This is a genomic window from Paenibacillus sp. MDMC362 (genome assembly GCF_003269305.1).
In the GTDB taxonomy this organism is placed as follows: domain Bacteria; phylum Bacillota; class Bacilli; order Paenibacillales; family Paenibacillaceae; genus Paenibacillus_AQ.
In genome coordinates this window covers 100,663-120,835 of the sequence record NZ_QLYT01000008.1, presented here as the reverse complement: position 1 = coordinate 120,835, position 20,173 = coordinate 100,663, and the positions used below count along the sequence as shown (strand labels likewise).

Here is a 20,173-nt window from a genome sequence, read left to right as displayed (position 1 = left end):
TGTTTTACGGCTCTAAAACCAAAGAGGGCCCACCAATGCCTCCGGCTGCGGTCAGGGCTCTTTGGTTTGCCTTGGTCTTGATATGTGATGTGCGAACAGGGGACAAGATCGTTTTGCTTCGAAGCTCAATTCATAGTAAACTATAGAATGCATTGTAAAAAAATCGAAAAAACGTTCTAATAACGGAAGGAGATAACACATATGGCTAAAAAAGCGAAGATCACATTAGAGAACGGCAAAGAGGTAGTGCTTGATCTGTTCGAGAATGATGCACCGAATACGGTAGCTAATTTTGAGAAATTGGCGAACTCCGGTTTTTATAACGGTCTTGTATTTCACCGTGTAATCCCTGGGTTCGTTGCTCAAGGCGGCTGCCCACAGGGAACGGGAACCGGCGGTCCTGGCTATACCATCAACTGCGAGATCAATCCTAACAAGCATGAGCGTGGAAGCTTAGCTATGGCGCATGCCGGCCGCAACACCGGCGGAAGCCAGTTCTATGTATGCTACGAGCCGCAGCCGCATTTGGACGGACAACATACGGTGTTCGGTAAAGTTGTAGAGGGCATGGAGTACGTGGATGCATTCAAAGGCCGCGACAAAATGGAAAAAGTGGAAGTATACGAAGCGTAAACATTTCTGTTCAGGACAGGCTCACCCGAAAGGGTGAGCCTGTTTTTAATATTCCGGAGAGGGGTTACGCAGGATCAGGGAATAATTGGCGGAGCTCCTCCGGTACTGGCCGGCTTTTTCGAGTATGTACATCCATCGCCACACTGGTGACGGCGGCATCCGCGCACAGCTCTCCCTGTTCGTTGTATATCGTCTGTATCAGGACATAACTCGTACGACCTACAGCATGCGGTTCGGTTACGATCGTCAGACGTTCGCCCTGGGCGCACTCCTTGCGATAATTAATATTGATATTGACGGTAACGGTTTGGACGCCGAGCCGTTTCAATAGGTCATATTGAAGATTCCCTGCTTCGTACCATTCCTCACGCCCCCACTCCAGATATTCCAGGTATTTGGCGTTATTTACATGTCCGTTGACGTCGATTTCCGTAGGACGGACGACAATGTCCAGCGATGTTTTCATCGTGATCGCGCTCCTTTTCAGCTGTATCAAGTCCTGTGTTTATCCTCTGCATCATATCCCGTGCTTAACTTATTTAAATGTTCTCCCTTCGGGGAGAATTCTCCTTCTACATATTGGTATTAAGTTATAGACTTTAAAAAAGTTAGTTGTTTTTCTTGCATTTTTCAAAAGGTGGTGATAAGATTCTTCATAAGATCAAACAATATCATATGTTTAATCCTTCGGGGCAGGGTGAAATTCCCTACCGGCGGTGATGAACGCAGCGATTGAGCTTTAGAAAGCAGGTGGCTGCGTCTTAGTCCGTGACCCGGATATGCGTGTGTTGTTACACACCGTATGCGGTGGACCTGGTGAAAATCCGGGACCGACAGTATAGTCTGGATGGGAGAAGGAGTGAAAGACACATAAGCAACATGTGCTATTTGTGTCTGTGCACACAACGCGATATGCGTTATGTGCAGGTTTTCACATGCAATTCAAGCCTGTGCTTGCGATGATATGATGTCGCCGGTAACGGATTTGGATCGTTTGTTATAGGCAAAACCTGCGACCATAACGGTTATTCAGCGTGTCGATTAGTAACTTCCATCAAGCCCTGTTAAGGATTCCCCGAATCTTTGGCAGGGCTTTTTTGTGTGAACGTTCAGAAAGGGGCATGTTTAGCTTGGATATCGTCAACGATGAATTCTATATGTCACTTGCGCTGGACCTGGCAGAACGTGCTCAGGGCCAAACCGGGATTAATCCGGTTGTGGGGTGTGTCGTCGTTAAGGATGGCGCACTTGCAGGGGTGGGAACACATCTGGAGCGCGGAACACCGCACGCTGAAGTTCATGCCCTGAATATGGCTGGCACCAAGGCAGCTGGCAGTACGGTGTACGTAACACTGGAGCCCTGCAGTCACTACGGTGCGACGCCGCCATGCAGCGAGAGGCTGATTGCCGAGGGTGTTCAGCGAGTGGTTGTTGCTTGCGAGGACCCCAATCCTCTCGTTGCGGGCAATGGGATCCAAATGCTGCGCGCAGCGGGAATCCGGGTTGAGATCGGTGTCCTTAAGGAACGTGCTCTTCGCTTGAACGAAGCCTTCATTAAATTCATTACGACGGGTCAGCCCTTCGTAACGTTAAAGACAGCCAGCACGCTGGACGGCAAGATCGCTTCAAAAACCGGTGATAGCAAGTGGATATCCAATGAGGAATCAAGAGAGCTTGTGCATACGCTGCGTCATCGTCACCAGGGCATCATGGTAGGCGTGTCTACCGTAATCGCGGATAATCCAAGCCTGACGACAAGACTTGGCGTGGAAGGCTTGCATCCGGTTAGGATCATTGTGGATTCCAGCTTGCGAATCCCGCTCGACAGCCATGTCGTGACAGACGGTTTGGCGCCGACGTGGATCTTGACGACGGAGCAGGCGGATGAGAAGAAGCGGTCCGTGCTGGAAGAGCAAAGAGTTCAGGTTATCCCCTGCGGGCCAGGACCTCGTGTGGATCTGAAGACTGCACTGGTGAAGCTGGGGCAAAAGGGGATTGCCTCCATTTTACTGGAAGGTGGGGGCACGCTGAATGGCTCAATGCTGGAACAGAAGCTGGTGGATCGGCTCATCCAGTTCATCGCCCCTAAGATTATTGGTGGATACGATTCCCCGGGAAATTACATGTTCAGCGGGTATGAGCAGATGAATCAAGCGATTCAGCTGACAGGACTTGAGACCGAAAGACTTGGCGACAATATTTACGTCACCGGGATTCCGGTCTGGAAATAAGGAGAAAGAAAGGAGGGAAACCTGTGTTTACTGGATTGGTTGAGGAGATCGGCGAGATGAGGCGGATCGGACGGAAGGGCGAAGCCATGCTGCTGAGCATTTCCGCGAGCCGGATTATGGATGATTTAAAGCTGGGGGACAGCGTATCCGTTAATGGCGTTTGCTTGACAGCTACAACCATTGACAAAGGTATATTTACGGTGGACGTGATGCCGGAAACCTATAGAAATACCAATCTTAAGGAACTGCAGCCAGGTGGAAAGGTGAATCTGGAACGGGCGATGGCGGCCGGAGGCAGATTTGGAGGCCATATCGTTCAGGGGCATGTGGATGGCGTCGGCGTCATTCGCAGCGTGCTGGCAGATCAGAATGCCGTGGTATACGAGATTGCGCCCGCGAATGGGGACATATTCAAATATATCATTCCGAAAGGCTCCGTTACCCTGGATGGAATCAGCTTGACCGTTGTCAAAACGACAGATTCCTCCTTTACGGTATCCATCATCCCCCATACGCTGGCGGAGACGGTGCTGGCTTATAAAAAAGCAGGCGATACGATTAATATCGAATGCGACATTTTAGGGAAATATGTAGATCACCTGCTGCATTACGGCTCAGAAGGGGCCGGCAGCAAAGGTGGGGCAAAACCGGGGATCAGCAGGGATTATCTTGCGGAACACGGATTTGCCTAAGCTGGGTGATTCACATAGAGTCTCCATGAGGAAGAAGGAGGAGTAGCGATGGATGAGCGCTTTTCATTTCATACAATCGAAGAGGCGTTAACCGATTTGAAGGAAGGCAAGGTCGTCATTGTCGTCGATGATGAAGACCGTGAGAATGAGGGTGATTTTATCGCATTAGCTGATAAGGCAACCCCGGAGGTCATTAATTTTATGATTACCGAAGGCCGTGGGCTCGTATGTTTGCCCATGACGCAGGCCAGAGCCCAGGAGCTCGACCTCAAACCGATGGTTACCCAAAATACGGACTTTCATGGAACGGCCTTTACGGTTTCCATTGATCATAAGGATACTACGACAGGCATATCGGCCTATGAGCGGTCCATCACCGTCAAAGGCATCCTGGATTCGAATGCATCTGCGTCCGATTTCCGAAGACCAGGTCATATGTTCCCGCTGATCGCAAAAGATGGAGGCGTCCTGCGCCGGGCAGGACATACGGAGGCCGCTGTCGATCTTGCCAGATTGAGCGGCTCCTATCCGGCCGGCGTCATCTGCGAGGTAATCAAGGAAGACGGCACAATGGCACGGCTGCCGGACCTTGTGGAGATTGCTAAGAAGCATGATCTGAAGCTGATTAGCATCAAGGATCTGATTCATTACCGCAATGAAAAAGAAAAGCTTGTCCAGCGAGAGGTAGCCGTGCGGATGCCGACCGACTTCGGCGTGTTTCAGGCCGTCGCCTACACCAACGACGTGGACAATAAAGAGCATGTTGCCTTGGTAAAAGGGGAGATCGACGGGAATGAGCCTGTTCTCGTGCGCGTGCATTCCGAGTGCCTGACAGGAGATGTGTTTCACTCCCATCGCTGTGATTGCGGTCCCCAGTTCGAGGCGGCACTCCGCCAAATCGATGAAGCAGGCAGAGGCGTTCTTCTCTACATGCGCCAGGAGGGGCGGGGCATCGGCTTAATCAATAAATTGAAGGCCTACAAGCTCCAGGAAGAGGGACTCGACACCGTGGACGCCAACCTGAAGCTAGGCTTTGCGGCAGATCTGCGCGATTACGGCATCGGAGCCCAGATTCTGAAGGATCTGGGGATCAGACAAATCCGCTTGCTGACAAACAATCCGCGCAAAATCAAAGGCCTTGAAGGTTATGGTCTTGAGGTTGTAGAGCGCGTTCCGATCCAAATGCCGGAGAACGAGGATAACACGGGCTACCTGCACACCAAGCAAGCCAAGCTCGGTCATATGCTGAAGTTCAGTGATATCGAGCAGAACGAGAGTGCCAACTAATCACCATATAACAAAAGGTCTTATTTGAGAAGACGGATTTGCCTGAGCATAATAAGCAGAGGAGCAAATCAGTTCTGGAGAAGCGGTAGCGGTCGCCTTTAAATCCTGATTTCCACCTTGAAAAAATAGATCATGAAATCAGGATTTAACAGCGATCGGAAGAACGATTTGATCCGGCAGCGACTTGATGCGAAGCAATGACTATGATCACCTTAAGACCTTATATAAACTCCAAACCGAAAGGAAGTCATTCATCATGGCAACTATATTTGAAGGTAAATTAGTATCCGAGGGTCTAAAGTACGGTATCGTCGTAGGTCGATTCAACGAATTCATCACCAGCAAGCTGCTGAGCGGCGCACTGGACGCACTGAAGCGTCACGGCGCACAGGAGAACGAAGTCGATGTGGCATGGGTGCCGGGTGCGTTTGAAATCCCGCTGATTGCCCAAAAAATGGCAGAGAGCGGCAAATACGATGCCATCATCACCTTGGGAACCGTCATTCGCGGGTCCACCACGCACTATGATTATGTATGCAGCGAAGTGGCCAAGGGGGTATCCGCAATTAACCTGAAGACCGGTGTACCAACGATTTTCGGTGTCGTAACGACGGAGAATATCGAACAAGCCGTGGAACGCGCGGGAACGAAGGCCGGCAATAAAGGCTGGGATTCGGCCATGGCAGCCATCGAAATGGCGAACTTGACGAAAAGCCTAAAATAGTGCTTATTTAATGTAGTGCTCTTTTTTTGGAGCACTGCATTTTATTTTTTTGGCGGGAGGATTCACCGTGACCGTATTATACAAGCTGGAAACGTTTGAAGGACCGCTCGATCTGCTGCTGCATTTGATTGATAAAGCGGAAATCGACATCCAGGATATTCCCGTCAGCGAGATTACCGAACAATACATGGCCTATTTGCACAACATGCAGGAGCTGGAGCTGGAAATTACGAGCGAATTTCTGGTCATGGCTGCAACGCTGCTGTCTATAAAGAGCAAGCTACTGCTTCCGAAGCCTCCGGTTATCGAAATGGACGAGTTCGATTTTTATGAAGAGGATGACATGGATCCCAGAGCAGAGCTCATTGCGAAGCTGATCGAATACCGTAAGTACAAAGGCATCGCACGCCACCTGCATGAGAAGGAATGGGAACGCAGTCTGATTTATTCCAAGGAAGCGGAAGACCTGACGCCTTACATGCCGGAAGTGGAAGAGAATCCGGTGCAGGGATTACATATTTCGGATTTGATCGCCGCTTTTCAAAAAGCGTTAAGCAAAGCAGTCAAACGTACATCGTATGCCCGCATTCAGCGGGATGAAATATCGGTTAAGGACCGGATTCGTCAGGTCTTGGATGCTTTGGAGGAGGTTGGGCCTGGAGGCAGAATCCTGTTCTCCAAGCTGCTTCACGAAGAGATGGTACGGCATGAAATCGTGGTAACCTTCCTGGCCATTTTGGAGCTGATGAAAATGAAGCAAATTTTGTGCTACCAAGAGAAGTTGTTTGAAGATATCGTCATGGAGTGGAGAGGGGAAGGACGCATTGATGGATTATCCGAAGCTGAAATCGATTATTGAGGGGCTTCTGTTCCTGTCGGGAGAAGAGGGCTTGTCGATTAGGCAAATTGCTGAGATCACCGAGCAATCGGATGGCCTGGTTGGCGAAGCGCTTGAGGACATGAAGGAGGAATGGGAGCGCCATGAGCGTGGGATTCAGATCGTACAGATTGCGGGGAGTTACAAAATCGCGACGCTGGCTGAACACGCCCCGTATTTTGAGCGCCTGGCGTATTCGCCTTCCCGCTCCTCCTTGTCGCAAGCCGCACTCGAAACACTTTCCATCGTGGCCTATCGTCAACCGATTACGCGTGTAGAGATTGAAGACATCCGCGGCGTCAAGTCCGAACGGGCTATCCATACGCTGGTAAGCAAAGGATTGATCGAGGAGGTCGGTCGCGCCGAGGCGATCGGCAGACCGATCCTGTATGGAACGACCAAGTCCTTCCTGGAATATTTCGGGCTTGCCAACATCAAGGATTTGCCGGAGCCGTCGCAATTCGAGGATAACGATAATTTAGAAGAGGAAACGCAGCTGTTGTTCGATAAGCTTGACGGTCGTCAGCTTACGTTTGATGATGTGGAGGAAAGCTAGCCATTATACAATAGTATAGGTGATAGCAGAAAGTTGATCCCGGGCATGGTGATTTCCATCGTCCGGGATTTTTTATGCGGTAAGCGAAAATTTGAATTCAAGGAGTTGGAACCATTTCGCATCATTTGGAGGCGCTTTTGCCATACTAAGCCAAGCGGATTACATTTGACTAAGTTCGTGCTGGGGGTTACTTCGTGAGGATATGGATCTTTCTGGCGGCTGGTCTGGTCGTTCTCCTCATCGTATTGCTGATCGTTGTGCTGAGCTCCAAGGTAACGATTAAGCTGGATGTGGTTCTAAAAAAAGATGAATATAAAGTGTTGGCGGAAATCAAAATGATCTTCGGATTGATTAAGCGCAAGTATGCAGTCCCCTTTCACCTGGCGAACGGTGGGATCGAGTTTAAGAAGGAGACCGTTGGTGTAAACGGAGAACAGGGAACTGCACACGATTCAAAAGAGGAGAAGGCTTCGAGCAGAACGATCAGATATAAGGACTACGGGCGGGCCATGCTTTCAACAAAAGGTTTCAAAAAATGGTTGAGACAGACGATGTCGGCCGTTCATGTCATGGATGTGCGCTGGTCAACCCGGATTGCCCTGGAGCATGCGGCCGATACGGCGGTAGCGACTGGGCTGCTGCATGGCATCAAGCATACGTTACTTGGATGGATGTCGTATCGCCTGGTCATGGAAGAGCTGCCAATAATCGATGTGGTGCCGCTTTTTAACGGTCCGCCGCAAATTTCCACAGAGCTTAACTGCATAGCGAAAATCTCTTGCGGAAAAGCTATGTATGCTGGACTGGTACTTATAGTTCGCGTGTTAAAGGTGAAAGGAGGAATTAGATCATGGCAGAACACCCTATTCAAGGCTTGATGCAAACGGCTATGGAAAACATCAAGGGAATGGTGGACGTTAATACGATTGTGGGCGATCCGGTGAATACGCCGGACGGCAGCGTTATCTTGCCAATCAGTAAAGTGGCGTTTGGTTTCGCGGCCGGCGGTAGCGACTACAACGTTGAGGCGGGAGGAACACACACAACTACCACCACTAACGGGACGCACAACGATCATAGTGCCCTTCCTTTTGGCGGCGGCAGCGGCGGTGGCGTCTCCATTCGACCGATTGCCTTCCTGGTCGTGGGTAAAGAAGGCGTGCACATCGTGCCGCTGGACAATCAAACCCATCTGTTTGAACGGATTATTGATGCGACCCCGTATTTACTCGATCAAATCCAGTCGATGTTTCAATCAGGAAGCAATGCCGCGAACAGCACCACGCCTCCGCCTGCGTACTGATTGGAGCAAGCAAATCCCTTTCGTTCATAACGGAAGGGATTTTTGCTGTAAGGAGAAGTGGATATCTGAGCATTCAGCGAAGCTGAACTCATTCAATAACCATGAAATGGACATACCTTTAGCGCGGACGACATATACTTGTACAAGATTTCTGAACACCGGAGGATAAAATGATGAAAATGAAATGGACGAACTGCAAGTCTTTGTTATCCATGTTGATTGCCATAAGCTGCTTGCTGGGCACGGCCGTCCCCGTGCATGCAGATCATGAGAATGGCCCTGCCAATCATGCCCAGGCAGCTGCACTGATTGATGTCACTTCCGGTAGGATGCTCTACAGTAAAAACGGGGACGAGCGTTTAAGAATCGCAAGCCTGACCAAAATCATGACAGCCATTGTGGCGATTGAACACGGCAAGCTGGACGATCGCGTTAAGGTCTCCAAGAATGCTTTTGCCAAAGAGGGCTCTTCTCTCTTCCTGAAGTTAGGTGAGGAGATGACGCTTGAGAATCTGCTGTACGGCTTAATGCTGCGATCAGGCAACGATGCAGCAACGGCCATTGCCGAGCATGTCGGGGGGACGGAAGAAGGCTTTGTGCTGCTGATGAACGAGAAGGCGGCCGGACTCGGTTTGACGAACTCGCATTTTATGAATCCTCATGGGTTGGATCATGATGATCATTATTCTTCCGCTAATGACGTTGCCAAACTGACGGCTTATGCCCTCAAGAACCCTGTCTTTAGCGAGATTGTCAAAACGCCGACCAAGAAAGCACCGAATCCGAATGAAGCGTGGGACTACAAATGGGATAACAAAAACAAGATGCTACGCTTCTATGAGGGGGCGGACGGCGTCAAAACCGGTTACACCAAAAAAGCATTCCGCTGCCTGGTAAGCTCCGCCACCCGAAACGGTCAGCAGATTGCGGCGGTTACGCTGAATGACGGCAACGATTGGAATGATCATTCCAAGATGCTGGATTACGGTTTTAACCATTTTCCTCTGAAAAAGGTTACGGAGAAAGGGCAGAAGATCCAGGGCTATGCACTGGTCACGGGCAGTTCCTTTACGTATGCGTTCGCGCATGATGAGGAAGCGCGCCTGGTCAAGAGGCTGGTCCTCCATAAAGCGAGCACACCCGACTTGTCTTTCGGGCTGCGGGGTCATATTGAACTGCTGCTCGATAATGTCAGCATCGGCAAAGTTCCGGTCTATGCGGAAGGAAGCAAGCTTCCTGAAGTCCCTGAGGTACTGCAGAGGTCCAAAAGCACATCCGGACCCATCGGGTCGTTGTCGCTGTGGCAGTCTGCAGGAGAAGTGCTAAGGCATCTGTTCAGGGCCAAATCATAACCAGCCTTCGCTAAAGAGATCGTGTATTCTCACGCGAGCGAGGCAGCAAACGGGGGCGAAGAGATGATCAATTTGATTTGGATGGGGATGATACTGATCGGCTTTATCTTTGCGGCAGTTAACGGGAACATCGAAAGTGTTACAAAAGCCGCATTTGACGGAGCCCAGACGGGAGTAACCGTCTCCTTCGGTCTCATCAGCATATTGGTATTCTGGCTAGGCATGATGCGCCTGGCAGAGGACGCGGGCCTGCTGAAGAAGGTTGCCAAGCTGCTGGGCCCGGTTGTCCGCTTCCTGTTCCCGGATGTACCGAAGAATCATCCCGCTATGGGGTATATATTGTCCAACATGAGCGCCAATTTGTTCGGTCTGGGAAATGCGGCGACACCGATGGGGATTAAGGCGATGCAGGAGCTTCAGAAGTTAAACCCGGATAAGGAAACAGCGTCTCCGGCGATGTGTACCCTGCTGGCATTAAATACGGCAAGCATTACGCTCATACCGACAACGCTGATCGCGATCAGGCTGAATTATGAGTCCGCTAATCCTTCGGAAATCGTTGGGACCACGCTTTTGGCCACAGCGATTGCAACGGCGGCCGCCATTATGGCTGACCGATGGTATCGAAGAAGGACGCTACGCCGCCAGAAGCCGCCGGGAATCGGTACAAGCCTGAACCCGGATGTGAAGGGGTGATGAATCTTGCTGTCATGGATTAATCTCGTTTCCGCCTGGTCTATTCCCATTATTATCGCATTCATCCCGCTTTATGCTTATACGCGCAAAGTGCCCGTATATGAATCGTTTGTGGACGGAGCCAAAGACGGCTTCTCCACGGCGATTGGGATCATCCCGCACTTGGTGGGCATGATGGTCGCCATTAGCGTGTTCCGGTCTTCCGGCGCGCTGGAGTTTTTTGTGGGTTGGACGGGCCCCTTTCTGCAATCGCTAGGCGTGCCGAGCGAGATTTTGCCTTTGGGAATTCTCAGGCCGCTGACGGGTACAGGCTCTCTCGCTTACACAACGGAACTGATTCGGGCATACGGTCCGGATTCCATGATTGGCCGAATCGCGTCGACCATACAGGGAAGCACGGATACGACCTTGTACGTACTGACCGTGTACTTTGGCGCCGTCGGAATCCGCAATGGCCGGTATGCGCTTAAGGTGGGGCTGTTTTCGGATGTGATCGGTTTTATTGCGGCAATCGCCGTATGCCTGCTGGTGTTCGGTTAATTGTGATCATTCGTCTGGAAGAGGACGGAACGTTTTTTCTATGTAACAGGACGTGTACCTATACCCTCGATTCCCTCGCGTCATATACTGCTGCAATTACAAATTGTAGTAGGGGTGATGAAATGGAATTCGAGGGTTTTGTTATTCATCATACCGTGTGCGAGCGGGAACCGCGGAACTGGGATTTTAAAATCCATCCGGACGGCTCGGTTTCTTCTTCATCTGTCCTGGTTCACCCGGGCCAGATTCACATCTGTCTGGAGGGCAATTTTAATATCGGCTACGAGTCCATGTCGCTGCACCAGAAAACACAGCTGTTTACCGCCAGCAAAATCATTTTGGAGCTATCCAGACTCCATGATATTTCCCCGTTATACTTGTTTCCTCACTCCGACTCCTGCCCTGGGGCACATTTTCCATGGAACGCGCTTGTGATTTATCCTGTCGATGGTTATCATTAGGAATGAGGTGACCTAACGAACATGGAGAGATTACAGAAAATTATGGCACAGGCCGGAGTCGCTTCCCGCCGCAAGTGCGAGGAATTGATTCTTGAAGGCAAGGTGCAGGTAAACGGAGAGACCGTTACCGAACTCGGCACGAAGGCCGATCCAGCTCAGGATATCATTACGGTTTCAGGCAAACCGATTAAGAATGAGAAAAAGGTATACATTATGCTGAATAAGCCGAAGGGAGTTATTACAAGCGCTTCGGATCCCGAAGGCCGAAAAATTGTATCGGATTATCTCAAGGGCATCAAAGAGCGGGTATATCCGATTGGACGTTTGGACTACGATACGGAAGGACTCCTGCTGCTGACCAATGACGGCGAGTTTGCCAATCTGCTCAGCCACCCTAAATATCATGTGCCCAAAACATACTTGGCTACCGTGAAAGGGGTGCCCCATGGCACCGAGCTGGACAAGCTTCGCCAAGGGATCATGCTGGAGGACGGAATGACGTCTCCTGCCGAAGTGGAATATAAGGATGTGGATCCGGATAATAAACAATCCGTCATATCGATTACCATCCATGAAGGCCGCAACCGTCAAGTCAGAAGGATGTTCGAAGCGATTTCCCATCCGGTAACGAGATTGAAGCGGATATCTTATGGGGATCTGCTGCTGCAAAATCTAAAACGAGGTTTGTACCGCCATTTGACAGCGGATGAAATCAACCAGCTTTTGCAGATGGCGAAAGCCGCTAAGCCGGGCGGGAAACCGAAGAGAAAACGTTAAACCCGACACATAATATTCAAAATGGCGAGCGGCGTTTATGACAAATTTCGTTATAATTGTTCATAGGATGTTCACACCCGTAGTAAACGATATGATGAATGTCATAGAAAGGAAGCTGCTGCTTTATGGGCAAATCAAAGAAAAGCGTACAGATTGTGATTCTGCTTGCCATAATCCTGGTCGGAGTTTACGCCGTTGCAACCGTTGTATTCGGCTCTGATGAGGTTCCCAAAGTGGGTCAAAAGGCAGCGGACTTTGAACTTCTAGGCATGGATGGCAGCGTACATACCATGAGCGAATACGAAGGCAAGGCCAGGGTGATTAATTTCTGGGGCACCTACTGTCCGCCATGCGTGCGGGAAATGCCGGCTCTTCAAGCCCAGTGGGAGAAATGGAGCAGTCAAGGCGTTGAGATCATCGGAATTAATGTGGGCGAGAACAAAATGACCGTTGAGAATTTTGTTGCTCAAACCGGCGTGAAGTTCCCCATACTGATGGATCCTAAACGGGATGCTGTTGCCAGCTTCGGGGTTGGGCCGATGCCGACCACCTTTTTTGTTACGGCCTCTGGCAAAATTGATCATATTCGTATAGGCGAACTGGATTTGAACACCCTTGACAAACAAATTGAACAGTTGGTGAATGCGAAATGAGTCAAGGTTCCAAGCCTTTGATCCAGAATACGAAGTGTGATTGCGGACACCAGAATCCAACGGGGACGGTCCTCTGCGAGGCATGCGGCAAGCCGCTGACCGAGGAAGCAGAGGCCCAGCCGATTCTGGAAATGCGGTATGACGGCGTTGCTCGTCGATCACAAAAAGAAAATCCCGGTATTATCGATCGGGTATGGAATTTCTTTTCTTCGGTAAAAGTAGCAATATATCTGATATTGCTTACCCTGATTGGCTCCTCGTTAGGGACCATCTTTCCGCAGGAAAGCACATTCCTTAATATTGACCCCTCGGTCTATTACAAAGAGGAGTACGGGCAGTTGGGGCATATTTATTACTTGCTCGGGCTGTCCCATACATACACGTCATGGTGGTTCGTGCTGCTGCTTGTCATGATCGGCGCATCGCTTGTCATTTGCAGTCTGGACCGGGTCCTTCCACTGTACAAAGCGCTCAGCAGACAGCGGATTCCGAAGCATATGTCCTTTCTTACCCGCCAAAAGGTGGTATACCAAGGACAAGTCGAAGAGGACGGTGCCGACTGGGTTGAACGGGTGAAACCGATCATTAAGAAGAAGGGCTACCGCGTGCGAACGGATGGCGGAACCCTACTGGCGGAGAAGCAGCGGTTCAGCCGCTGGGGCCCCTATGTTCTTCATATCGGCCTCATTATTTTCCTGCTTGCCGTTCTTGGACGAAATCTTCCTGGACTGCATATGGACGAGCACATGGCCTTCCCTCAAGATGAGCCTGTGCGCATCAAGAACACCAGTTATTATTTATTGAACGATGGCTTTAAGGTGGAGTTTTACACCGAGGACGATATGCCTGAGGAATTTAAAGGCAAGAATAAAGTACTGCCGAAGGAGTTCCAAACGCAGGCGATTCTGTATATGTGCGAGGCCAATTGTGACGATTTCGATAAAGAGCCCGACCTCGTGGAAGTGATGCGCCATAACATCGAGGTGAATCATCCACTCAATTACAAAGGGTTAAAAGCTTATCAATTCGATTATGATCTGACCCCGATTCTCCGTTCGGTTTCGCCGGTGCTGGTTGACAGTAAGAGCGGGAAGGAATACGGCAAAATCACATTGTCGATCGACGATCCTCAAAGAGAGTATCAGGCGGGAGAATATACGTTAACGCTTACACAATCCTTTACCGATTTTGGACTTGGCGATAACGGCAAACCGGTAAATCTGTCACCTAACCCGAATGCTCCTGCATTCTTATTTCTGATTAAGGGACCTGAACTGCCGAAGGAAGGCATTCAATATTTCTACTTTCCGAAGCAGATCGATAAGGAACGCTTTAACCAGGAAGCAATCAATGCACAGCTGGCGGGTGGAGAAGCGCTCGTACAACTGGATGTTCTCAGCATGGACGATGTGGACTTTTCGGAATCTACGACTTATCTGAATATTCGTGTGGATAAAGCCATGCCGTTCATTTGGATTGGTTGTTTTATCGGTATGGTCGGCCTGGTCATGGGCTTTTATTTCACCCATCGCCGGATCTGGCTGCGTATCGATAACGGAACGCTGACACTTGGCGCGCATACGAACAAGAACTGGTTTGGGCTTCGCAAGGAGGTCTCCGCGATCCTCAAGCAGATGAATATCGAAGTCGATGAAAAGTCATTGGAGAATAACAGGGGGACTAAGCATGAATCTAATTGATTTTAGCGGCAACGCGTTTATCGTTGCCTTTACCTTGTACTGTGCGGCATTTATCATGTATGCACTTGCCGTAATGGGACGACGGTTCCGCAAGCGGGACCCGGAAGCCCATTTGGCTAAATGGGGAAAGATCGCATTTGTTACGGCATCGATCGGTTTGATCGGACATCTGCTGTACTTCTTTACGAGATGGGCGGGCTCTGGTCATGTGCCTGTCAGCAACATGTATGAGTTTATGACCTTCTTGTCGATGGCAATCATGATTGCCTTCCTCGTACTTTATTTTATCTACAAAAAATCGCTGCTCGGATTGTTTGCCCTGCCGCTGGCGATTCTGATCATGGCATATGCAGCCGTGTTTCCGCAGGAGGTGCAGCCTCTGATTCCATCGCTTCAGTCTTATTGGCTGGGGATTCACGTAACCTTGGCTGCGCTGGGTGATGCATTTTTTGCGGTCGGTTTTATTGCCGGCTTGATGCACCTGCTACGTACCGTTAACTTTAGCGGAACAGACAAAGGCGCACGCAGAGAACAGCGCTGGCTTGAACTTTGCATGTTTGCCATCGTGATACTAATCGGATTTATTTTGTCGGTATACAGCTTCCGTGCAAGCGGATATCAGGCTGAATTCAACCAGACTTTGGTTGACCCGAAGACAGAAAATAGTACAATAGTAAAAGTGGAATATAACATGCCACCGCTTGTTGCACCTTATAAAAGCGAGACGGAGAGCATGCAGTCCTTCTTGGGCATGAAATCTCCACTCATGGAAGCTCCGTCCTGGATGCACGGCGTGAATGCGGGGCGTAAGCTGAATACGGTGATATGGTCGCTGATCACGGGGGTGATCCTGTACGGATTGCTCCGCCTGATCCTGCGCAAGCCGCTCGCAAAATTCATTCAGCCTGCCCTGAATAGATTGGATCCGGACGATCTGGATGAAATCAGCTATCGCGCCATTGCGATTGGGTTCCCGGTATTTACGCTGGGTGGTCTCATATTCGCCATGATCTGGGCGGAAATTGCTTGGGGCCGGTTCTGGGGATGGGATCCGAAGGAAGTATGGGCGCTTATTACATGGTTGTTTTACAGCGTATACCTTCATCTACGGTTATCGCGCGGCTGGCAGGGGAAACACTCGTCCTGGCTGTCCGTTATCGGCTTTATCGTGGTCATGTTTACGCTGGTCGGCGTCAACTTGATTATCGCAGGTCTGCATTCCTATGCGGGAACCGATTAATTGTCAATAGAATAGCAGTGAATGATCAATCAGAAGGGCCCTTTCTTAAACAAGAGGGCCACTTCTGATTTTCCCTATAAAAATAAAGGAGTTGGCCGCCAATGTCAGAGCACGGAAATCGTATTCTCGTAGTTGATGATGAAGAACGGATTCGCCGCTTGTTAAAAATGTATTTGGAGAAGGAAGGGTATGAAATCGAAGAGGCGGAGGATGGAGAAACCGCACTTCGCAAAGCAAGCTCGGAAGATTACGGGCTTGTTATTCTGGATGTCATGCTGCCTGGCATGGACGGCGTCGAAGTGTGCACCCGTCTCCGCCAGGTGAAGTCTACGCCTATTCTCATGCTGACTGCCAAGGGAGAGGAGATAAACCGTGTACAGGGATTTGAAGTGGGAGCAGACGATTATGTTGTGAAGCCCTTCAGTCCGCGCGAGGTGATCTATCGCGTGAAGGCGATTTTGCGCCGCTCATCCGCTACGGCCTATTTGAGCAAGGAACCAAACCCAAGCAATAGCATTGTATTCCCTCATTTGATCATTGAACATGATGCTCACCGCGTAACGGCCGGAGGGCATGAAATCAGTTTGACGCCAAAGGAATATGAGCTTCTGCACTACCTGGCCTCGTCCCCGGATAAAGTATTCTCCCGGGAAGAACTGCTTAAGGACGTATGGAATTATGAATTTTTCGGCGATCTTCGCACAGTCGATACCCACGTGAAGCGGCTTCGGGAGAAGTTAAATAAGGTATCCGCGGAATCCGCAGCGATGATCACGACTGTATGGGGAGTAGGCTACAAGCTGGAGGTCCCGAAGTAACGTGAGTTTCTGGAGATCACTCGTCGGCAAGCTGTGGATTACGATAACCTGTTTAGTCGCGTGCGTGCTGCTGACGCTCGGATTATTTTTGCTCCCCTATATCGATACCACGTTTGCGAATTCGGATGCCATCAAACGTTTATTTACTTATGTGGCCATTATCGGTTTTTCGATGACTACCTTTTTCGGGTTGTTTCTGTTAACGAAGATTACCCAGCCCATGCAGCAGCTCATTGAGGCAGCTAACGACATCCGTAAAGGAAAATATGGCACTAGGCTAAATCTTGTGACCAGTGACGAGATTGGCGAGCTGGCCAATACGTTCAATCATATGGCAGCAGAGCTGGAAACGAATATCCGCAACTTGAACCATGAGAAGGAGCACCTGTCCAGCGTGCTGAGAAGCATGAGCGACGCGGTGATTACTTTTGATAATCATGGTCAGGTCATTTTGGTGAATCCGCCAGGGCAGGAAATCATGAAAACCTGGAAAGGGCTGGAGTGGGATGATGAGCTGCAGGGCGGAGGCTGGGCGGCCGATGTCATGCCGAAACCGCTCAGTGAGCTCTATTATGCCACCGTGAACGAAGGGAAGGACCAAAGCGCTGACCTGCATGTAAAACAGGGAATTTGGTCAGCGCACATGGCTCCTTTATATTCGGATGAAGTGATCCGGGGCGCCGTTGTTGTGTTAAGAGATATTACCGAGCAGGTCACGCTGGAGAAGATGCGTACGGATTTCATTGCCAACGTGTCACACGAAATCCGAACGCCGCTGTCCATGATGCAGGGCTACAGTGAAGCGCTGCTTGACGGTATGGCGGCTTCGCCGGAGGAGAGCAGGGAGCTGATACAGGTGATTCATGAGGAATCCCTGCGGATGGGCCGGCTGGTGAAGGATTTGCTTGATTTAACCCGTATGGAAGCAGGGCATGCAGAATTGTCCCTGCGGGAGATGGACGCAGGTGAATTGTGTGAAAGGGTATACCGGAAGTTCACCGTCCGTGCCAAGGAGCGCGATATTGATCTTCAGCTCAACAAACTCCACTCGAATCTTCTGCTCGAAGCGGCGGATGAAGATAAGCTTGAACAGGTGCTGACCAATCTGCTGGATAATGCGTTTCGTCATACGCCTTCAGGCAAGCAGATCCGAATCATTGCCGATCGGATTACCGTTTCGAATACAGAGGCGCTCCAGGTGAAGATTAGCGACCAAGGCGTCGGTATTCCGCCTGAAGATCTGCCTTTTGTTTTTGAGCGATTCTACAAGGCAGACAAAGCGCGTGTGCGGGGGGAGACAGTAGGAACCGGTATAGGCCTCGCCATCGTGAAAAATATCGTGACAGCGCATCATGGCACGATTAACGCAACAAGTGAAGTAGGCGAAGGAACGGTGTTTACGATGATCATTCCAACAAAATCGGCAGAATCTTAGGCAATGTCTCCGCAAAAGACAAAACACGCTCACAAGGAGCGTGTTTTTTTGTTGAAATAAAGGGGTTAATCTTGTTCTACGTGGAACAATGATTAACCCCTTATATCATATAGCTGGCCTGAATTTAGCCCAGCGCGATTTGCTGCGCGGTATTCAGTTCCGAGAGCCCGGCAAGCTTGACCAGAACGTCTTTAGGAACGTCTTTATCCACCGTCAGAAGCATGATGGCTTCACCGCCGATGACTTTACGTCCAACCTGCATGGAGGCGATATTGACATCGTTCTCGCCGAGCAGGGTTCCGACACGACCGATAATGCCCGGTTTGTCGTTATGGGAGATCAGAATCAGATGGCCTTCCGGAGAGATATCAACCGGGAATTTATCCAAACGGACAATCCGTTCGCCGTAACCGAGCAGGAGTGTACCAGCGACAATTCGCTCCAAACCGTTTTGCGTTTTGAGCGTAACGGTAACGAGGTTGGTGAAGTCTTTGGTTTTTGGTGTCTGGGACACAACGACGTGAAGATCACGGCTTTTTGCCAAATGCATGGAGTTTACGATATTCACTTCGCTTCCGAGGTGACGTTCCAGCACACCCTTCACGATGTAACGGGTCAGGGCCTGTGTATCGACTTCAGCCAGCTCGCCTGCATAGTCAACGTGAATCTCCTTCACCGCGTGTGCGGTGATCTGAGCCGCTACACTTCCCAATTTCTCACCGAGCGAGAAGTAAGGCTGCAGCTTGTTCATGACGCTAGCCGCTACAAGCGGGAAGTTGACCGCATTTTTGAACGGCTCGTTGCGCAGGATATGAAGCACTTGCTCCGACACGTCAATCGCAACGTTCTCCTGAGCCTCAACGGTAGATGCACCCAAATGCGGGGTCACGATGACCTTTGGATGGTTCAGGAATGGATGATCGCTTTCAGGCGGCTCATGTTCAAATACGTCGAATGCGGCTCCGGCAACAATGCCTTCATCGATCGCTTCGACAAGGGCGCGTTCGTCAATGATGCCGCCGCGGGCGCAGTTGACGATCCGCATGCCGGGTTTCATCACTTCGAATTGCGGTCTTGCGATCATATGCCGGGTTTCCGGCGTAAGCGGCGTATGGACCGTAATGAAGTCGGCGCTGCGGATAATGTTATCCACCGAGGAGAGTGTCACGCCCAGTTTGTCCGCACGCTCTTCCGTGAGGAACGGATCAAAAGCAAGAATGTTCATGCCGAAAGCCTTGGCGCGTTTAGCCACCTCGCTGCCGATTCGGCCCATTCCCATGACGCCCAGCGTTTTGTTGCGAAGCTCAACGCCGAGGAAGGATTTGCGGTCCCAGGATCCGCCAACCGTTTTGGCATAGGCCTGAGGGATGTGGCGGGCGAGGGCAATCATCATGGCAAACGTATGCTCCGCTGTTGTAATCGTGTTACCGTCTGGCGCATTGATAACAACGATCCCGCGCTTCGTAGCAGCCTCAAGATCAATGTTGTCAACGCCAACGCCAGCACGGCCGACAACTTTGAGATTGGTTCCTGCATTCATAATGCGTTCTGTCACACGTGTCTGACTCCGTACGAGGAGTCCGTCGTATTCACCGATAATGGCAGTGAGCTCATCCTCGTTGAGCCCGGTTTTTTTGTCTACCTGCACATCGGCGGCATCCATTAACTGCTGGATCCCCAAATCACTGATCGGATCCGATACCAATACTTTAAACATGGTTTCTCTTCCTCCTTAAAATCCTCTATAAAATGCGGTACTGCAATATTGAATAAGGATTACGCGGGGCGTATTCCGTTATACACCAAAGATTCCAATAAAGCTGCAAGAGGTCTATACAGGTTTGACGCGGTGTCGTGGCAAAGAGACAGGAACATAAAAAAACTCCCAATCCGCATACTACCTCCGTAGTAAGGGACGAGAGTTATTCGTGGTGCCACCCTTATTCGCTGCCATGTTGCGGCAGCCTCAAGCGGTCTGTTCAGACCATGATTGGTAACGGATATCATCCGATTTGCGCCTACTCCAAGTTTCAGCGAAATATCTCAGGAACGCTCAAGAATACTTTTACGCCACCGATTTACACCAACCATCGGCTCTCTGAGGACGTTACAGCATCTCTTTTCCATCATCGGTTTTCACAGATTAATTTTTTCATAATGTATCATGGCTCTAACATTGTGTCAATAGGTGTTTATTC

Annotated in this window: 21 protein-coding genes, 1 riboswitch and 1 other annotated feature; of the genes, 19 read left to right on the top strand and 2 right to left on the bottom strand. The window is 50.2% G+C overall.

From position 1 onward, the window contains the following. Positions 1 to 201: 201 nt before the first annotated feature. Complete coding sequence (locus DP091_RS02800; protein ID WP_009595227.1) at positions 202 to 633, top strand: peptidylprolyl isomerase; 432 nt, start codon at positions 202 to 204, stop codon at positions 631 to 633. A 64-nt stretch (positions 634 to 697) separates the two neighbouring features. Here the strand turns inward: DP091_RS02800 and DP091_RS02795 are convergent, their stop codons facing one another. Further along, on the bottom strand, positions 698 to 1,099 hold the full coding sequence (locus tag DP091_RS02795) for an acyl-CoA thioesterase (RefSeq protein ID WP_113056968.1): 402 nt from the start codon (positions 1,097 to 1,099) through the stop codon (positions 698 to 700). A 213-nt stretch (positions 1,100 to 1,312) separates the two neighbouring features. Next, a riboswitch (FMN riboswitch) is annotated at positions 1,313 to 1,496 on the top strand. A 267-nt stretch (positions 1,497 to 1,763) separates the two neighbouring features. On the opposite strand from DP091_RS02795, the gene ribD reads away from it, so the two are divergent. The 18 genes from ribD to DP091_RS02705 all read left to right on the top strand — a co-directional run bounded on the left by ribD (position 1,764) and on the right by DP091_RS02705 (position 17,975). Beyond that, positions 1,764 to 2,864, top strand: a complete 1,101-nt coding sequence (gene ribD, locus DP091_RS02790; RefSeq protein WP_113056967.1) for a bifunctional diaminohydroxyphosphoribosylaminopyrimidine deaminase/5-amino-6-(5-phosphoribosylamino)uracil reductase RibD — start codon at positions 1,764 to 1,766, stop codon at positions 2,862 to 2,864. Between the two features lie 23 nt (positions 2,865 to 2,887). Further along, positions 2,888 to 3,556 (top strand): riboflavin synthase, encoded by a 669-nt coding sequence (gene ribE / locus DP091_RS02785; RefSeq protein ID WP_113056966.1) that lies wholly within the window; start codon positions 2,888 to 2,890, stop codon positions 3,554 to 3,556. Between the two features lie 48 nt (positions 3,557 to 3,604). After that, entirely contained in the window at positions 3,605 to 4,843 is a 1,239-nt protein-coding gene (locus DP091_RS02780; RefSeq protein ID WP_113056965.1) for a bifunctional 3,4-dihydroxy-2-butanone-4-phosphate synthase/GTP cyclohydrolase II, read from the top strand. Positions 4,844 to 5,099: 256 nt separating this feature from the next. Next, positions 5,100 to 5,567: a 6,7-dimethyl-8-ribityllumazine synthase gene (gene ribH / locus DP091_RS02775; RefSeq protein WP_113056964.1), complete on the top strand. Its 468-nt coding sequence runs from the start codon at positions 5,100 to 5,102 to the stop codon at positions 5,565 to 5,567. Positions 5,568 to 5,634: 67 nt separating this feature from the next. Then, positions 5,635 to 6,426 carry a segregation and condensation protein A gene (locus DP091_RS02770; protein ID WP_113056963.1) on the top strand — a complete coding sequence of 264 codons (792 nt, stop codon included), beginning with the start codon at positions 5,635 to 5,637 and terminating at the stop codon, positions 6,424 to 6,426. Next, positions 6,395 to 7,000 (top strand): SMC-Scp complex subunit ScpB, encoded by a 606-nt coding sequence (gene scpB, locus DP091_RS02765; protein ID WP_113056962.1) that lies wholly within the window; start codon positions 6,395 to 6,397, stop codon positions 6,998 to 7,000. The genes DP091_RS02770 and scpB overlap by 32 nt, the downstream gene beginning before the upstream one ends. 194 nt (positions 7,001 to 7,194) lie before the next feature. After that, on the top strand, positions 7,195 to 7,878 hold the full coding sequence (locus tag DP091_RS02760; RefSeq protein ID WP_113056961.1) for a DUF2953 domain-containing protein: 684 nt from the start codon (positions 7,195 to 7,197) through the stop codon (positions 7,876 to 7,878). Further along, positions 7,851 to 8,303: a GerW family sporulation protein gene (gene ytfJ / locus DP091_RS02755; protein WP_113056960.1), complete on the top strand. Its 453-nt coding sequence runs from the start codon at positions 7,851 to 7,853 to the stop codon at positions 8,301 to 8,303. Before DP091_RS02760 ends, ytfJ begins: the two co-directional genes overlap by 28 nt. A 170-nt stretch (positions 8,304 to 8,473) precedes the next feature. After that, positions 8,474 to 9,655, top strand: coding sequence for a D-alanyl-D-alanine carboxypeptidase family protein (locus tag DP091_RS02750; protein ID WP_113056959.1), 1,182 nt, complete (start codon positions 8,474 to 8,476; stop codon positions 9,653 to 9,655). Positions 9,656 to 9,718: 63 nt separating this feature from the next. Next, positions 9,719 to 10,351 (top strand): nucleoside recognition domain-containing protein, encoded by a 633-nt coding sequence (locus DP091_RS02745; protein ID WP_113056958.1) that lies wholly within the window; start codon positions 9,719 to 9,721, stop codon positions 10,349 to 10,351. Between the two features lie 6 nt (positions 10,352 to 10,357). Beyond that, positions 10,358 to 10,891 (top strand): spore maturation protein, encoded by a 534-nt coding sequence (locus tag DP091_RS02740; protein WP_071223904.1) that lies wholly within the window; start codon positions 10,358 to 10,360, stop codon positions 10,889 to 10,891. Between the two features lie 122 nt (positions 10,892 to 11,013). Continuing rightward, positions 11,014 to 11,352, top strand: a complete 339-nt coding sequence (locus DP091_RS02735) for an N-acetylmuramoyl-L-alanine amidase (RefSeq protein WP_113056957.1) — start codon at positions 11,014 to 11,016, stop codon at positions 11,350 to 11,352. 21 nt (positions 11,353 to 11,373) lie between these two features. Then, positions 11,374 to 12,129, top strand: coding sequence for a pseudouridine synthase (locus DP091_RS02730; RefSeq protein WP_071223906.1), 756 nt, complete (start codon positions 11,374 to 11,376; stop codon positions 12,127 to 12,129). Between the two features lie 125 nt (positions 12,130 to 12,254). Continuing rightward, entirely contained in the window at positions 12,255 to 12,782 is a 528-nt protein-coding gene (locus DP091_RS02725; protein WP_113056956.1) for a redoxin domain-containing protein, read from the top strand. Next, the gene (resB, locus tag DP091_RS02720; protein ID WP_113056955.1) at positions 12,779 to 14,482 is read left to right on the top strand and encodes a cytochrome c biogenesis protein ResB; all 1,704 of its coding nucleotides are present in this window, start codon (positions 12,779 to 12,781) and stop codon (positions 14,480 to 14,482) included. The genes DP091_RS02725 and resB overlap by 4 nt, the downstream gene beginning before the upstream one ends. Next, complete coding sequence (gene ccsB / locus DP091_RS02715) at positions 14,469 to 15,722, top strand: c-type cytochrome biogenesis protein CcsB (protein WP_113056954.1); 1,254 nt, start codon at positions 14,469 to 14,471, stop codon at positions 15,720 to 15,722. The genes resB and ccsB overlap by 14 nt, the downstream gene beginning before the upstream one ends. 101 nt (positions 15,723 to 15,823) lie before the next feature. Further along, positions 15,824 to 16,540 carry a response regulator transcription factor gene (locus DP091_RS02710; RefSeq protein WP_009595176.1) on the top strand — a complete coding sequence of 239 codons (717 nt, stop codon included), beginning with the start codon at positions 15,824 to 15,826 and terminating at the stop codon, positions 16,538 to 16,540. 1 nt (position 16,541) lies between these two features. Then, the gene (locus DP091_RS02705) at positions 16,542 to 17,975 is read left to right on the top strand and encodes an ATP-binding protein (protein ID WP_113056953.1); all 1,434 of its coding nucleotides are present in this window, start codon (positions 16,542 to 16,544) and stop codon (positions 17,973 to 17,975) included. Positions 17,976 to 18,099: 124 nt separating this feature from the next. On the opposite strand, the gene serA is transcribed toward DP091_RS02705, so the two are convergent. Next, a complete protein-coding gene (gene serA / locus DP091_RS02700; protein ID WP_113056952.1) occupies positions 18,100 to 19,692 on the bottom strand; it encodes a phosphoglycerate dehydrogenase in 1,593 nt (530 codons plus the stop codon). A 191-nt stretch (positions 19,693 to 19,883) separates the two neighbouring features. Then, positions 19,884 to 20,114: a binding site (T-box leader), on the bottom strand. Between the last annotated feature and the right edge of the window lie 59 nt (positions 20,115 to 20,173).

Bases quoted from the DNA above. Each gene is read 5' to 3' on its own strand.
- DP091_RS02800 (WP_009595227.1), top strand. From the start codon at position 202: ATGGCTAAAAAAGCGAAGATCACATTAGAGAACGGCAAAGAGGTAGTG.
- DP091_RS02795 (WP_113056968.1), bottom strand. From the start codon at position 1,099: ATGAAAACATCGCTGGACATTGTCGTCCGTCCTACGGAAATCGACGTC.
- DP091_RS02780 (WP_113056965.1), top strand. From the start codon at position 3,605: ATGGATGAGCGCTTTTCATTTCATACAATCGAAGAGGCGTTAACCGAT.
- ribH (WP_113056964.1), top strand. From the start codon at position 5,100: ATGGCAACTATATTTGAAGGTAAATTAGTATCCGAGGGTCTAAAGTAC.
- scpB (WP_113056962.1), top strand. From the start codon at position 6,395: ATGGATTATCCGAAGCTGAAATCGATTATTGAGGGGCTTCTGTTCCTG.
- ytfJ (WP_113056960.1), top strand. From the start codon at position 7,851: ATGGCAGAACACCCTATTCAAGGCTTGATGCAAACGGCTATGGAAAAC.
- DP091_RS02750 (WP_113056959.1), top strand. From the start codon at position 8,474: ATGATGAAAATGAAATGGACGAACTGCAAGTCTTTGTTATCCATGTTG.
- DP091_RS02745 (WP_113056958.1), top strand. From the start codon at position 9,719: ATGATCAATTTGATTTGGATGGGGATGATACTGATCGGCTTTATCTTT.
- DP091_RS02735 (WP_113056957.1), top strand. From the start codon at position 11,014: ATGGAATTCGAGGGTTTTGTTATTCATCATACCGTGTGCGAGCGGGAA.
- DP091_RS02730 (WP_071223906.1), top strand. From the start codon at position 11,374: ATGGAGAGATTACAGAAAATTATGGCACAGGCCGGAGTCGCTTCCCGC.
- DP091_RS02725 (WP_113056956.1), top strand. From the start codon at position 12,255: ATGGGCAAATCAAAGAAAAGCGTACAGATTGTGATTCTGCTTGCCATA.
- resB (WP_113056955.1), top strand. From the start codon at position 12,779: ATGAGTCAAGGTTCCAAGCCTTTGATCCAGAATACGAAGTGTGATTGC.
- ccsB (WP_113056954.1), top strand. From the start codon at position 14,469: ATGAATCTAATTGATTTTAGCGGCAACGCGTTTATCGTTGCCTTTACC.
- DP091_RS02710 (WP_009595176.1), top strand. From the start codon at position 15,824: ATGTCAGAGCACGGAAATCGTATTCTCGTAGTTGATGATGAAGAACGG.
- serA (WP_113056952.1), bottom strand. From the start codon at position 19,692: ATGTTTAAAGTATTGGTATCGGATCCGATCAGTGATTTGGGGATCCAG.